Consider the following 12,881-nt stretch of genomic DNA (forward strand, 5'->3'; position numbering starts at 1 on the left):
GCGGGTGGCGAATAGGGGATTTTTCCATTGCTGTTCGCCATTCGCCACGCGCTTCCCGACCAAGCCGTGGGAACCTTGGCGCTCCCCCGTAAGTGCATGAAAAAACGAACGGAAAAACGGCTTGCCGGAGCCGCGCAAGGGTGGTTATCAGGCCTCCGATGGGCTATATGATTCCCCAGTAGAACCGACCGGATTTCCCCTTTGTCCGATAACGACGACCACAAGCCCGGCGAGCCGCCGGGACCCTCAGATATTCGTCCCGTTTCCATCCTCGACGAGATGAAGAAGTCCTATCTCGATTACGCGATGAGCGTGATCGTGTCGCGTGCGCTGCCCGATGCGCGCGACGGGCTCAAGCCGGTGCACCGGCGCATCCTCTATTCGATGCATGAGCAGGGACATACGCCGGACAAGAAATACGTCAAATCCGCCCGCGTCGTCGGCGACGTGATCGGTAAATATCACCCGCATGGCGACCAGTCGATTTACGACGCGATGGTCCGCATGGCGCAGGATTTCTCACTGCGCGTGCCGCTGATCGACGGCCAGGGCAATTTCGGTTCGGTCGACGGCGATCCGCCGGCCGCCTATCGATATACCGAAGCGCGGCTGACCCGGGCGGCGCTCGCAGTGCTGGCTGACATCGACATGGAGACGGTCGATTTCCAGCCGAACTACGACAACTCCGAGAAAGAGCCGTCGGTTCTGCCGGCCCGGTTCCCGAACCTTCTGGTCAATGGCGCCGGCGGCATCGCCGTGGGCATGGCGACCAATATCCCGCCGCACAATCTCGGCGAGGTCGTCGACGCCTGCGTGGCGCTGATCGACAATCCGGCGCTCACGATCGACGAACTGATTGACATCATTCCCGGACCGGACTTCCCGACCGGCGGCGTCATCCTCGGCCGTCAGGGCATTCGCAGCGCCTACCACCTCGGCCGCGGCTCGATCGTGATGCGCGGCAAGGTGACGATCGACACCATCCGCAAGGATCGCGAAGCGATCATCATCACCGAGATTCCCTATCAGGTGAACAAGGCGACGATGGTCGAGCGTATCGCCGATCTCGTCAAAGAGAAGAAGATCGAGGGCATCGGGGACCTGCGCGACGAGTCCGATCGTGACGGCTATCGCGTCGTCATCGAGCTGAAGCGCGAAGCGGTGCCCGACGTGGTGCTGAACCAGCTCTACCGATTCACACCGCTGCAGACCAATTTCCCGGCCAACATGCTGGCGCTGGATTCCGGCCGTCCGCAGACGATGAATCTGAAGGACCTGCTCACCATCTTCGTCGCGTTCCGCGAGCAGGTGGTGACCCGGCGGACCAAGTTCCTGCTCGGCAAGGCGCGCGACCGCGCCCACATCCTGGTCGGCCTTGCGATCGCGGTCGCCAACATCGATGAGATCATCCGCGTGATCCGGACCTCGCCCGATCCGAACACCGCGCGCGAGGCCCTGATGTCGCGCGACTGGCCGGCACGCGACGTCGAGGCGATGATCACGCTAATCGACGATCCCCGGCATCGCATCAACGAGGACGGCACGCTGCGGCTGTCGATGGAGCAGGCCAGGGCCATCCTCGACCTTCGCCTGCAGCGCTTGACCGCGCTGGGGCGCGACGAGATTTCCGAAGAGCTCGACAAGCTCGCGGCCGAGATCGCCGACTATCTCGACATCCTGCGTTCGCGTGCCCGCGTGCAGGGCATCGTCAAGACCGAACTGGCCGAGGTGAAGCAGCAGTTCGCCACCCCGCGCAAGACCGTGATCATCGAGCAGGAAGGCGAGGTCGAGGACGAGGACCTGATCCAGCGCGAGGACATGGTCGTCACCGTGTCGCATGCGGGCTACGTCAAGCGCGTGCCGCTGTCGACCTATCGGGCGCAGCGCCGCGGCGGCAAGGGCCGCGCCGGCATGCAGACCCGCGACGAGGATTTCGTCTCGCGCCTGTTCGTGGCCTCCACGCACACGCCGGTGCTGTTCTTCTCGTCGCGCGGCCAGGTCTACAAGGAGAAGGTCTGGCGGCTGCCGATGGCCGCGCCAAACGCGCGCGGCAAGGCGCTGATCAACATCCTGCCGCTGGAGCAGGGCGAACGCATCACGACGATCATGCCGCTGCCGGAGGATGAATCCTCCTGGGCCAATCTCGACGTGATGTTCGCGACGACCGGCGGCACCGTTCGCCGCAACAAGCTGTCCGACTTCGTCGACGTGCGCCGCTCCGGCATCATCGCCATGAAGCTCGGGGAAGGCGAGGCGATCGTCGACGTCCAGATCTGCACCGAGCATGACGACGTGCTGCTGACCGCCGCCGGCGGCCAGTGCATCCGTTTCCCGGTCACCGATGTGCGCGTCTTCACCGGCCGCACCTCGATGGGCGTGCGCGGCATTGCGCTGCCCGAGGCCGACAAGCTGATCTCGCTGGCGATCCTGCGCCATGTCGAGACCACCTCGGACGAGCGCTCGGCCTATTTGAAGATGCGCCGCGCCGTGGCCGGCGAGGCCGCGACCGAGGAGCCGGTCGAGGCCGAGGGCGAGGAGACCGCGAATGCGATCCAGCTGTCGCAGGAGCGCTATGCCGAACTGTCGGCGGCCGAGCAGGTGGTGCTGACCGTCTCCGTCAACGGCTATGGCAAGCGGACCTCGTCCTACGAGTACCGCACCACCGGCCGCGGCGGCAAAGGCATCGTCGCGATGAGCGTCAACAACCGGAACGGCAACCTGGTGGCGTCGTTCCCGGTCGAGGACGCCGACCAGATCATGCTGGTCACCGACAAGGGTCAGCTGATCCGCTGCCCGGTGGCCGATATCCGCGTCGCCGGCCGCTCGACCCAGGGCGTGATCGTGTTCGACACCGCCGAGGACGAGCACGTGGTCTCGGTCGAGCACATTCCTGAAGAGGAAAACGGCGAAAACGGCAACGGCGGCTAGCGCCGCCGTTTCGGAGAACCCCAGCCCGAATGCAGCCAACGGGCGCGCAACAGGCGCGCCCGTTGACGGGCCCGCGAAATCCGGCGGGCCTGCCGTACGCCCCTAGCCCAAGGGCAACGCCCTATGCTTTGATGGGGTCCGGCGGATCTACCGATTTCGGGAGGCCGTTGTGACCGATCATCGCGTTGAGCGGCGGCTTGCAGCTATCCTGGCGGCTGACGTGGCCGGATATAGTCGGCTGACCGGCCTGGACGAGGAAGGGACACACGTCCGGCTGAGGGAGTGTCAGCATGGACTCGCTGATCCCAAGATCAGCGAACACCGTGGCAAGGTCGTCAAGCACACGGGCGACGGCGTGCTCGCCGAGTTCGGCAGTGTCGTGGATGCGGTGCGTTGCGCCATTGAGGTCCAGCGCGCAATGGCCGGGCGAAATGCCACGGTGCCGCAACTCAAGCGGATCGAATTCCGCATTGGCATCCACGTCGGCGACATCATCGTCGATGAAAACGATATCTTTGGAGACGGCGTCAATATCGCCGCCCGCCTTGAAGGGATCGCGGAGCCCGGCGGGATCTGCATCTCGGACGATGCGCAACGTCAAATCCGCGGCAAGGTCGATGCCGTGTTCGAGGACATGGGCTCGCAGAACCTGAAGAACATTGCTGAGCCGATGCGCGCGTGGCGATTGAGGATAAACGCGGGCCATCCCGCTAGCGCCCCGACCGAGCCGCCGGTCGACAGCGCGCAAGCTCTGGCGCTCCCTGACAAGCCGTCGATCGCCGTGCTGCCGTTCGAGAATATGAGCGGCGACCCCGAGCAGGAATACTTCGCGGACGGAATGGTCGAGGAAATCATCACGGCGCTGTCGCGCTTCAAATGGCTGTTCGTGATCGCCCGAAATTCGAGTTTTACCTTCAAGGGCCGGGCGGTCGATATCAAGGAGGTCGGCCGCAGGCTCGGCGTCCGCTATGTCCTTGAGGGGTCTGTGCGCAAGGCCGCGGGGAAGGTTCGCATCACCGGGCAGTTGATCGATGCGGTTACCGGAACGCACATCTGGGCAGACAGGTTCGAGCGTGACCTGACGGACATATTCGCTCTCCAGGACGAGGTGACCGTCGCCGTCGTTTCGGCCATTCAACCAAAATTGCTGCAGATCGAAATCGGCCTGTCGGCACGGCGACCGGAGAACCTCACCGCCTATGATTTCTATCTCCGCGCCATGCAGCAGCATTACCTGATGACCGCCGACGGGTTGGCCGAGGCGATCAGGCTGGCGCATCGTGCTTTGGAGCTTGACCCCCGGTTCGGCTTTGTCGCCGCTCTGGCAGGTCTCGCCCACATGCAGAACATCCTTTGGGGGCATGCCGTCGATCCTCAATTTGACCGCAAGGAAGCGGTCCGGCTGCTTCGCCTGGCATTGAGCATCGACGATGGTGATGCGGAAACATTAGCCTGGGTTTCCCTCACCTCGGCGTACATGGTCGGCGATTGTGAGAGTGAGATCGAATTGGCCGACCGGGCGGTCGCTCTCAATCCGAATTCATATCGCGCATGGACCGCCAGAGGCAGCGTCTACAGAGTTGCCGGGCTTCCCGATGAAGCGGTCCGGAGTTTTGAACGCGCCATCCGCCTGAGCCCGTTAGACCCGCGGCTACCCATCACGTTTGTTGGGATGGGGATGGCCTTCATCGAGCTTCGCCGCTTTGACGAGGCCATTGCCGCAGCGAATAAATGCCGGCGCCAGAATGCCTCCTATTCGCTGGCCTACCGTTGTCTCGCGTCCGCGTTCGCTCATCTCGGACGCGACGCGGAGGCGCGCGAGGCGGCGGCGCTCCTGCTTCAGCTCGATCCCGCCTTTACAATTTCCGCAATGATCGCCAGGGGCGGGTACCCAAACGCGCAGCTGTTGATCGAGGGGCTTCGGAAGGCGGGATTGCCCGAATGAATTGTGCCCGCGGGCGCCGACGAGGCGGCCGTCGGGAGCACCGCGGGCTCTGTGTTTGTGGGGGCGCGGCCTAGATGGCGCTTTCCAGTTCGCGCGTGAGCCCGGGAAGGGCGTCCATCCGGCCGATCTGCGCGAACCAGCACCAGAGCTCGAGCATCGAGGCCAGCCGGTAGAGCGCGATCGTGGCCTCCCAGTCCGGCCGGTCGCTCGTGCCGTGGCCCGCGAGCAATCCGTCGCGATTCGGCGCGTCCCTCGGCGTGAAGTAATAGAGCGCCTTGGCGATGTCCATCAGCGGATCGCCGGCGGTGGCATTCTCGAAATCGACGATGCCGGTGAGACGCGGCTGCCCCTCCGGTGTCACCAGCACGTTGCCGGCGTGGAAGTCATAGTGGCAGAGGCGGGGCGTGTCGGCTGCGTCGAGCAGGACACTGCGCGCCAGGATGCTGGCCCGCAGCCGCGCGGCCAGCGTTTCGTCCCCGCCGCGCGTGCAAAACTCGGTCAGCTTCCGCTCGAACTGCGCGGACATGTAGGCGCGGTTGGTCGGGTACGACGTCCAGACGCCGTGCGGGCCGATATAGCCGAAGCTGTCGAGCGTGATGCCATTGATACGGCGGAGCGTAGATCGAAAGCAGCTCCTGATCCGTCAGCGCCGCCTCGCGGTTGCCGAGCACGACGCCGTCGAGCTTGCTCATCAGCACAAAATTGAAGTCGATCAGCGCGCGGCTGTCATCAGCTACGAGGATGCGGGAATGGCAATGCCGGCGTCGCGCAGAAGACCGAGGACCTCCTTCGCCATCTTCCATTGCAGCTGGGCGGGGTAGACCTTGAGGATGCAGCTTGGCGCGTCCGCCCGGGTGATCTCGAGGATCGTGCTGATCTCGCCGCCGCGCAGCTCGGTGATGCCTGCCACGCGCGCGCCTGGCGCAACCCGATCGATGATCGCCTGAGCCTGGTCGATCGAAATCGCCAGCCGCGGCTTCAGCTGAAGAGGCGGATCGTCTGACATGTCCGCATCCGGGCTGTGGGACTAGATCTCGATCTCCGTCCCGAATTCCACGACCTGTCCGGTCGGCACGCCGAAGAACGCCGCCGACCGTTCGGCGTTGCGCTGCAGGAACGCGAATAGCGATTCCCGCCATACCCACATGCCCGGAATGTCTTCCCGCGGGATGATGGTCTCGCGGCCGATGTAGTAGGTCACATCGGTCAGACGCAGACCGGGCAGTTTGCCCTGACGACAGGCGAGCTTTAGCCCTTCGTAAACGGTGGGATATTGCATGAAGCCGTAACGCAGGATGACGCGGATGATGCCCGGGGTGACGTCGTGAACCACCACGCGATCCTCGTCCGGGATGCGGGGGGATTCCTCGATCTGTACGGTGACCAGCAGCACGCGCTGGTGCAGCACGTGGTTGTGCTTGACGAACTGGGTCAAGGCAAGCGGCACGCCGTTAGGGGCGGAGGCGAGGAATATGGCGGTGCCCGGCAGCCGGCTGTGGCACTTGTTGACCGCGGTTTCGATCAGATCTTCTTCCGGCTGACGCAGCTTGCTGCGCGCCGTCTCGACCAGTTTCACGCCGCCGCGCCAGGTCAGCATCAGGAAGGCCACCGCGGCGGCGAGCAGCAGCGGGAACCAGCCGCCTTCGAACAGCTTGGTCGAGTTCGCCGCAAAGAAGATCGCGTCGATGATGAAGAAAAAGCCGTTCACGGCGATCACGATGATCGGCGAATAGCCCCACTGGATCGCGACCAGCGCTGCAAGCAGCGTGGTGATCGCCATCAACAGCGACACTGCGATGCCGTAGGCGCCGGCGAGCGCGTCCGAGGTGCCGAAGGCGAGCACCGCGCCGAGTGTCCCCGCGGCGAGCAGCCAGTTCACCAGCGGCACGTAGATCTGCCCGATCGCATCGCTCGTGGTGTGCTCGATGTGCATGCGCGGCAGGAAGCCGAGCTGGATCGATTGCTGGGTCAGCGAGAACACACCCGAGATGATGGCCTGCGAGGCAATCACGGTGGCGATCGTCGCGAGCAGGACGAGCGGGTAATGCGACCAGTCCGGCGACAACTGGAAGAACGGATTTTCGATCGCGGTCGGGTCGGTGATCAACAGCGCGGCCTGGCCGAAATAGTTCAGCACCAGAGCGGGCAGGCAGACGGCGAACCAGGCGAGCCGGATCGGAAAGCGGCCGAAATGCCCCATGTCGGCATACATCGCCTCACCGCCGGTCACCGCGAGGAAGGCGGCGCCAAGGATGGCGAAGCTGACGTGGAAATCCTGATGGATCAGGAAATCGAATGCATAAAGCGGGCTCAGCGCAACCAGCACGCCGGGCGCCTTGACGATGCCGTGAATGCCGAGCGCTGCCAGCACGGCGAACCAGAACAGCATCACCGGGCCGAAGATCCTCCCGATGAAGCCGGTGCCCTGCTTCTGCATCATGAACAGGCCGATCAGGATCACGACGGTGATCGGCACCACCGCAGGGGTCAGCGAGGGCGCGTCGACCTTGAGGCCCTCGATCGCCGACAGCACCGAGATGGCCGGGGTGATGGCGCCGTCGCCATAGAGCAGGGCGGCGCCGATCAGGCCGACCACCAGAAGATGGGCGCGCCAGGTGCCGGGCGCCGCGTTGCGCGCCGAGAGCAGCGCCAAGAGCGCGACGATGCCGCCTTCGCCGCGGTTGTCGGCGCGCAGGATCAGCATCGCGTATTTGATCGAGATGATCAGAATCAGCGCCCACAGGATCAGCGAGACCACGCCGAGCACCGCGCTCTCGGTGAGCGGACCGCCATGGGTGGCGGCCTTGGCGGCTTCCTTCAGGGCGTAGAGGGGGCTGGTGCCGATGTCGCCATAGACGACGCCGAGGGCACCGAGCGTGACGGCAACCGGGATCGGACTGGACGGGGGGTGGCCAGAAGAAACGATGGCGGGCGTACTCGTCACGGCAATCCCCCGGTGTCTTGCGCGCGCCGGGTCATCCGGCCGGGCGCCTTAGACGATAGTCTGCGACGGGACGTCGCAAATTACCATTGGGTTTTGTGTGACGGCCTGACCTTACGCCAGGCTGACGAGGGACGTCGCTCGACTACGGGCTACGGTCGGCGGTGACCAGGCGGGCTTCACGAACCACTGTCTTGTTGCCGGCGCTGCGCAGGCACGCGGCCTCGAAATTCGGCCAGGCCTGCTGCGAGCAGTCCTTGCCGACCGGGTGGACGTCAAGACGGTCGCTCTTGGCCAGCGGCTGCGGGGTGGAGGCTTCGACCTGCGGCGCAAAGCCCGGCAGCACGGTGAGCGCGGCGGCAATGAACGCGGCAACAGCGATGGCGGAAAGTGCCTTGATCATGACGGTCCCCAGTTGATCGGGCCGCCCGGGCCCGTCGTTTCGTTGTCCAATGTCTACCGGCAGCAAGTTTCCTGGTGTCTTCGCCACCGCGGGAAATGGTTTCGTCGCGGGCCGGTTTTGTTTCGTCCGCCAACGGCCGACGAAACATTCACCCCCGTAGACGCTGGCATCCCAGGACTCGTTCACTGGACGACTGGAAATTTGTTTCGAGCAAGCAATGGAACCCGGGCGGCTTGCCGGGGAGAGCCGGGCGGGTTAGGAGGGACGATGTCCCGTATCGCGATCTATCCCGGCTCCTTCGATCCCGTCACCAACGGCCACCTGGACGTGGTGAAACAGGCCGTCTTCCTCTGCGACCGCCTGATCGTCGCCATTGGCGTCCATCCCGGCAAGAAGCCGCTGTTTTCCACCGAGGAACGGCTGGCCATGGTCCATGAGGTGTTCGGCCCCATCGCCCAGCAGGCAGGCTGCGCCTTCGAGAGCGCGACCTATGACAATCTCACGGTCGCAGCGGCGCGCGCGGCCAAGGCCACGCTGATGATTCGCGGCCTGCGCGACGGCACCGATCTCGATTACGAGATGCAGCTTGCCGGCATGAACGAGGCCATGGCGCCCGAGGTGCATACCGTGTTCGTTCCGGCGTCGGTTGCGGTCCGCCCGATCACCGCCACACTGGTTCGCCAAATCGCCCAGATGGGCGGCGACTTCTCTTCATTCGTGCCGTCATCAGTCGCAGCTAGCCTGAAGGCCAAGTTCGCCGGCTGATCCCGGCGGCCTGCCACACCCCAACGTTAAAGCTCCGGAGTTGCCATGATCCGCATTCTTGCATTCGTTGCTGCGCTGCTCTGCGTCGTGCCCGCGGTCGCGCAGCCGCTGCCGGCCAATCTCGACAAGGCCGATGCGATCGTGATCGACACCACCAAGGGCCGCATCGTCATCAAGCTGCGCACCGATATCGCGCCCAAGCATGCCGAGCGCATCAAGCAGCTGGCGCGCGAGGGCTTCTACAACAACGTGCCGTTCCATCGCGTAATGGACGGCTTCATGGCGCAGACCGGCGACGGCCAGAACTTCAACGGCACCGGCGGCTCGAAATATCCGAACCTGAAGCAGGAATTCTCCCAGGTCCCGTTCAAGCGCGGCATCGTCGGCATGGCCCGGCGCGGCGACAGCGTCGACAGCGCCAATTCGCAGTTCTTCATCATGTTCGCCGACGGGCCGAGCCTGAATGGCCAGTACACCGTGATCGGCGAGGTGGTACAGGGCATGGACGTGGTCGACAAGCTGAAGAAGGCGTCTGCGGGCTCTCCTGGCGGAGCCGTCACCGATCCCGACAAGATGGTGAAGGTGCAGGTCGCATCCGACATCAAGTGATCCGCATGGCGGCGCGCTGCAAACCACTCGCCTGGTTCGCCGCGCCGCTGGTTTGCCTGACGCTGACCGTACCGGTGCAGGCCGAGCCGGAGCAACTCAATACGATCAAGGACGTTGTTCTTGCCATCCACCGCTGCTGGCGGCCGCCGCCGGCAGACAAGGCCGGCCCGATCGACATCACCGTGATTGTCAGCTTCAACCGCGAGGGCGCGATCCTCGGGCATCCCAGGATCAGCTATGAATCGCAGGAGGCGACCGACAACGACCGGATTGCATACCGTATCGCGGTGATGGAGACGTTGCAACGCTGCACGCCGTTGCCATTTACCGAGAGCCTGGGCGGCGCAGTCGCCGGCCGCCCATTCGCGATCCCGTTCAGGAATAAGAAGTATCCACCCCGAAGCCAGGAGAAGCGAGCATGGCTGCTACCGAAAATACTCTGATCCTCGAAACCACCCAGGGCCCGGTCACGATCGAGATGCGCCCGGATCTCGCGCCCGGCCACGTCGCGCGGATCAAGGAGCTGGTGCGCGAGGGCTTCTACGACGGCATCGTATTCCACCGCGTGATCGACGGCTTCATGGCGCAGACCGGCTGCCCGCAGGGCACCGGCATGGGCGGCTCCGGCAAGAAGCTGAAGGCCGAATTCAACAAGGAGCCGCATGTCCGCGGCACCGCCTCGATGGCCCGCGCCGCCAATCCGGATTCCGGCGACAGCCAGTTCTTCATCTGCTTCGACGACGCCTCGTTCCTCAACGGCCAGTACACCGTCTGGGGCAAGGTCACCGAGGGCATGGAGAACGTCGACAAGATCAAGCGCGGCGAGCCGGTGAAGGATCCGGACAAGATCGTCAAGGCGCGCATGGCTGCCGACGCGGCGTAAGTCAAACACTCCGTCATTCCGGGCGATGCGCAGCATCGAACCCGGAATCTCGAGATTCCGGGTTCACGCTTCGCGTGCGCCGGAATGACGGCGCTGAAGTATTAGTCACCGCCATGCGCACCGACCTCTTCGACTTCGAACTGCCCCCGGAAAGCATCGCGCTTCGCCCCGCGAGCCCGCGCGATGCCGCGCGGATGCTGGTGGTGCATCCGGACGGCGTGCTGCGCGACGCCGCGATCGCCGACCTGCCGCAGTGGCTGGAGCCGGGTGATCAGATCGTCGTCAACGACACCAAGGTGATCGCGGCGCAACTCAAGGGCCGCCGCATCGGGCGCGACACCGAACCGAAGATCGAGGCGACCTTGATCAAGCGGCTCGACGGCTCGCGCTGGCAGGCGCTGGTGAAGCCGGCGAAGAAGCTCAGCCCCGGCGACACCATCCGCTTCGGCAATGAGGGCAGGGTGTGCCTGCTCGGCAATCTCGATGCAGAGGTCGAGGCCAAGGGGCAGGAGGGCGAGGTGACGCTGTCATTCTCGTTCCATGGTCCGGTGCTCGACCAGGCGATCGCCGATGTCGGCGCCACGCCGCTGCCGCCCTACATCGCCTCCAAACGCACGCCTGACGAGAGGGACGTCAGCGACTACCAGACCATGTTCGCCGCCAATGAGGGCGCGGTCGCAGCGCCCACGGCGGGGCTGCATTTCACGCGGGCCTTGGAGGCCGCGCTGAAGAGCCGCGGCGTCGAGCTGCACCGCCTGACGCTGCATGTCGGGGCAGGGACCTTCCTGCCGGTGAAGACCGAGGAGACCTCGGAGCACAAGATGCATGCCGAGTGGGGCTGCATCACCGCCGAGACCGCTTCCGCCTTGAATGCCGCGCGCGCAAAAGGCGGCCGGATCGTCGCGATCGGCACCACGTCGCTGCGCCTGCTGGAAAGTGCCGCCAGTGCCGACGGCACTATCGAGCCGTTTGCGGCGGAAACCTCGATCTTCATCACGCCGGGCTACCGCTTCCGCGCGGTCGATATTTTGCTGACCAACTTCCATCTGCCGCGCTCGACGCTGTTCATGCTGGTCTCGGCCTTCTCCGGCCTCGAGACGATGCAGGGCGCCTACGCGCATGCGATCAGGGACGGCTACCGGTTCTATTCGTATGGCGATGCGTGTTTGCTGTTTCGCGCGCGAGGCTAGCTCCGCAAGCACGGTTGCTTCACCGTCACCCTGAGGCGGCCGCTTCTTCAGCGGCCCTCGAAGGGCGACGGCCCGACTGGGGCCGATGCATCCTTCGAGACGCCCGCCGCGCGGGCTCCTCCAGCGACAATGGCTGCGCCATTGCGCGGGGATGACGGTTCTTGCATTCACGCCATCGCGCGTTCGGGCAGCAGCTCGGCGATCTGCACCGCGTTGAGGGCGGCGCCCTTGAGCAGCTGATCGGCCGCGACGAACATCGAGATCGAGTGACCGCTGGGGTCGCTGAGATCCTTGCGGATGCGGCCGACCAGCACGTCGTCCTGGCCGGAGGCGTCGATCGGCATCGGGAAGTAGTTCTTGGCGCGATCGTCGACGACCTTGACGCCCGGCGCCTGCGCCATCATCGCGCGCACCTGGTCCTCGGTGATCGGCTTCTCGCATTCGAAGGTGATCGACTCGCAATGCGCGCGCAGCACAGGCACCCGCACGCAGGTAACGCCGACCGCGATCTTCTCGTCCTCGAAGATCTTGTGGGTCTCCTTGATGACCTTGGTCTCCTCGTCGTTGTAGCCGGTCTCCGGATCGATCGCCGTGTTGTGGTTGAACAGGTTGAAGGCGTAGGGGTGCGGCATCACCTTCGGGGTGTAGACCTGTCCGTTGAGATTGGCGCGGGTGGACTCGACGAGCTCCTCCATCGCAGCTGCGCCGGCGCCGCTCGCGGCCTGGTAGGTCGAGATGATCACGCGCTTGATGCGGTTCTTCTGGTGGATCGGCCACAGCGGCACCAGCGCGGTGATGGCGGCGCAGTTCGGGTTGGCGATAATGCCCTTGTGGTCGCGGATGCGGTTGGCGTTGATCTCGGGGATCACCAGCGGCACGTTCGGATCCATCCGGAACGCCGAGGAATTGTCGACCACGACGGCGCCGGACTTCACCGCAAGCGGCGCGAACTTCCTGGAGATGCCGCTGCCGGCCGAGAACAGCGCGATGTCGACGCCCTCGAAGGCGCGCTCGGTCAGTTCCTCGATCACGATCGGCTTGCCGCGGAAGCTGATGGTCTTGCCGGCCGAGCGGGCGCTCGCCAGCGCCTTCAGCTTGCCGACGCGGAAGCCGCGCTTGTCCATGGTGGCGATGAATTCGGCGCCGACGGCACCGGTGACGCCGACAATCGCGACGACGGGATCGTTACTCACTTTGTCCTCCATTCGAGTTGTATT

The 12,881-nt window shown here is 64.7% G+C and carries 12 protein-coding genes; 7 read left to right on the forward strand and 5 right to left on the reverse strand.

Annotated elements, in window-relative coordinates; translation table 11 throughout:
• The first annotated feature begins 201 nt into the window (after positions 1 to 201).
• Entirely contained in the window at positions 202 to 2,928 is a 2,727-nt protein-coding gene (gene gyrA / locus ACVI1L_RS34225) for a DNA gyrase subunit A (RefSeq protein ID WP_076828593.1), read from the forward strand.
• 169 nt (positions 2,929 to 3,097) lie between these two features.
• Positions 3,098 to 4,873: an adenylate/guanylate cyclase domain-containing protein gene (locus ACVI1L_RS34230; protein ID WP_456784918.1), complete on the forward strand. Its 1,776-nt coding sequence runs from the start codon at positions 3,098 to 3,100 to the stop codon at positions 4,871 to 4,873.
• Between the two features lie 70 nt (positions 4,874 to 4,943).
• On the opposite strand, the gene ACVI1L_RS34235 is transcribed toward ACVI1L_RS34230, so the two are convergent.
• The 4 genes from ACVI1L_RS34235 to ACVI1L_RS34250 all read right to left on the reverse strand — a co-directional run bounded on the left by ACVI1L_RS34235 (position 4,944) and on the right by ACVI1L_RS34250 (position 8,217).
• Entirely contained in the window at positions 4,944 to 5,399 is a 456-nt protein-coding gene (locus ACVI1L_RS34235) for a phosphotransferase family protein (protein WP_456784919.1), read from the reverse strand.
• A 207-nt stretch (positions 5,400 to 5,606) separates the two neighbouring features.
• Positions 5,607 to 5,879: a hypothetical protein gene (locus ACVI1L_RS34240; protein ID WP_456784920.1), complete on the reverse strand. Its 273-nt coding sequence runs from the start codon at positions 5,877 to 5,879 to the stop codon at positions 5,607 to 5,609.
• Between the two features lie 21 nt (positions 5,880 to 5,900).
• Positions 5,901 to 7,799, reverse strand: coding sequence for a potassium transporter Kup (locus ACVI1L_RS34245; RefSeq protein WP_057018606.1), 1,899 nt, complete (start codon positions 7,797 to 7,799; stop codon positions 5,901 to 5,903).
• 160 nt (positions 7,800 to 7,959) lie between these two features.
• Positions 7,960 to 8,217, reverse strand: coding sequence for a hypothetical protein (locus ACVI1L_RS34250; protein ID WP_456784921.1), 258 nt, complete (start codon positions 8,215 to 8,217; stop codon positions 7,960 to 7,962).
• Between the two features lie 267 nt (positions 8,218 to 8,484).
• Between ACVI1L_RS34250 and coaD the strand changes: the two genes are divergently transcribed.
• The 5 genes from coaD to queA all read left to right on the forward strand — a co-directional run bounded on the left by coaD (position 8,485) and on the right by queA (position 11,664).
• Complete coding sequence (coaD, locus tag ACVI1L_RS34255) at positions 8,485 to 8,982, forward strand: pantetheine-phosphate adenylyltransferase (protein WP_057018504.1); 498 nt, start codon at positions 8,485 to 8,487, stop codon at positions 8,980 to 8,982.
• 45 nt (positions 8,983 to 9,027) lie between these two features.
• Positions 9,028 to 9,591: a peptidylprolyl isomerase gene (locus tag ACVI1L_RS34260; protein WP_028332096.1), complete on the forward strand. Its 564-nt coding sequence runs from the start codon at positions 9,028 to 9,030 to the stop codon at positions 9,589 to 9,591.
• 5 nt (positions 9,592 to 9,596) lie between these two features.
• Complete coding sequence (locus ACVI1L_RS34265; RefSeq protein WP_253608678.1) at positions 9,597 to 10,034, forward strand: TonB C-terminal domain-containing protein; 438 nt, start codon at positions 9,597 to 9,599, stop codon at positions 10,032 to 10,034.
• The gene (locus ACVI1L_RS34270) at positions 10,010 to 10,474 is read left to right on the forward strand and encodes a peptidylprolyl isomerase (protein WP_016846097.1); all 465 of its coding nucleotides are present in this window, start codon (positions 10,010 to 10,012) and stop codon (positions 10,472 to 10,474) included. Before ACVI1L_RS34265 ends, ACVI1L_RS34270 begins: the two co-directional genes overlap by 25 nt.
• A 113-nt stretch (positions 10,475 to 10,587) precedes the next feature.
• Entirely contained in the window at positions 10,588 to 11,664 is a 1,077-nt protein-coding gene (gene queA / locus ACVI1L_RS34275; protein WP_229189809.1) for a tRNA preQ1(34) S-adenosylmethionine ribosyltransferase-isomerase QueA, read from the forward strand.
• 167 nt (positions 11,665 to 11,831) lie between these two features.
• Here the strand turns inward: queA and ACVI1L_RS34280 are convergent, their stop codons facing one another.
• Positions 11,832 to 12,869, reverse strand: a complete 1,038-nt coding sequence (locus ACVI1L_RS34280; RefSeq protein ID WP_057018500.1) for an aspartate-semialdehyde dehydrogenase — start codon at positions 12,867 to 12,869, stop codon at positions 11,832 to 11,834.
• Positions 12,870 to 12,881 lie beyond the last annotated feature (12 nt).

This window comes from Bradyrhizobium sp. USDA 4516 (assembly GCF_054055915.1).

Excerpts from the sequence above, each read along its gene's own strand:
- ACVI1L_RS34235 (WP_456784919.1), bottom strand. The coding sequence starts at position 5,399 with ATGTCCGCGCAGTTCGAGCGGAAGCTGACCGAGTTTTGCACGCGCGGC.
- ACVI1L_RS34240 (WP_456784920.1), bottom strand. The coding sequence starts at position 5,879 with ATGTCAGACGATCCGCCTCTTCAGCTGAAGCCGCGGCTGGCGATTTCG.
- ACVI1L_RS34250 (WP_456784921.1), bottom strand. The coding sequence starts at position 8,217 with ATGATCAAGGCACTTTCCGCCATCGCTGTTGCCGCGTTCATTGCCGCC.
- coaD (WP_057018504.1), top strand. The coding sequence starts at position 8,485 with ATGTCCCGTATCGCGATCTATCCCGGCTCCTTCGATCCCGTCACCAAC.
- ACVI1L_RS34260 (WP_028332096.1), top strand. The coding sequence starts at position 9,028 with ATGATCCGCATTCTTGCATTCGTTGCTGCGCTGCTCTGCGTCGTGCCC.
- ACVI1L_RS34265 (WP_253608678.1), top strand. The coding sequence starts at position 9,597 with ATGGCGGCGCGCTGCAAACCACTCGCCTGGTTCGCCGCGCCGCTGGTT.
- ACVI1L_RS34270 (WP_016846097.1), top strand. The coding sequence starts at position 10,010 with ATGGCTGCTACCGAAAATACTCTGATCCTCGAAACCACCCAGGGCCCG.
- queA (WP_229189809.1), top strand. The coding sequence starts at position 10,588 with ATGCGCACCGACCTCTTCGACTTCGAACTGCCCCCGGAAAGCATCGCG.
- ACVI1L_RS34280 (WP_057018500.1), bottom strand. The coding sequence starts at position 12,869 with ATGGAGGACAAAGTGAGTAACGATCCCGTCGTCGCGATTGTCGGCGTC.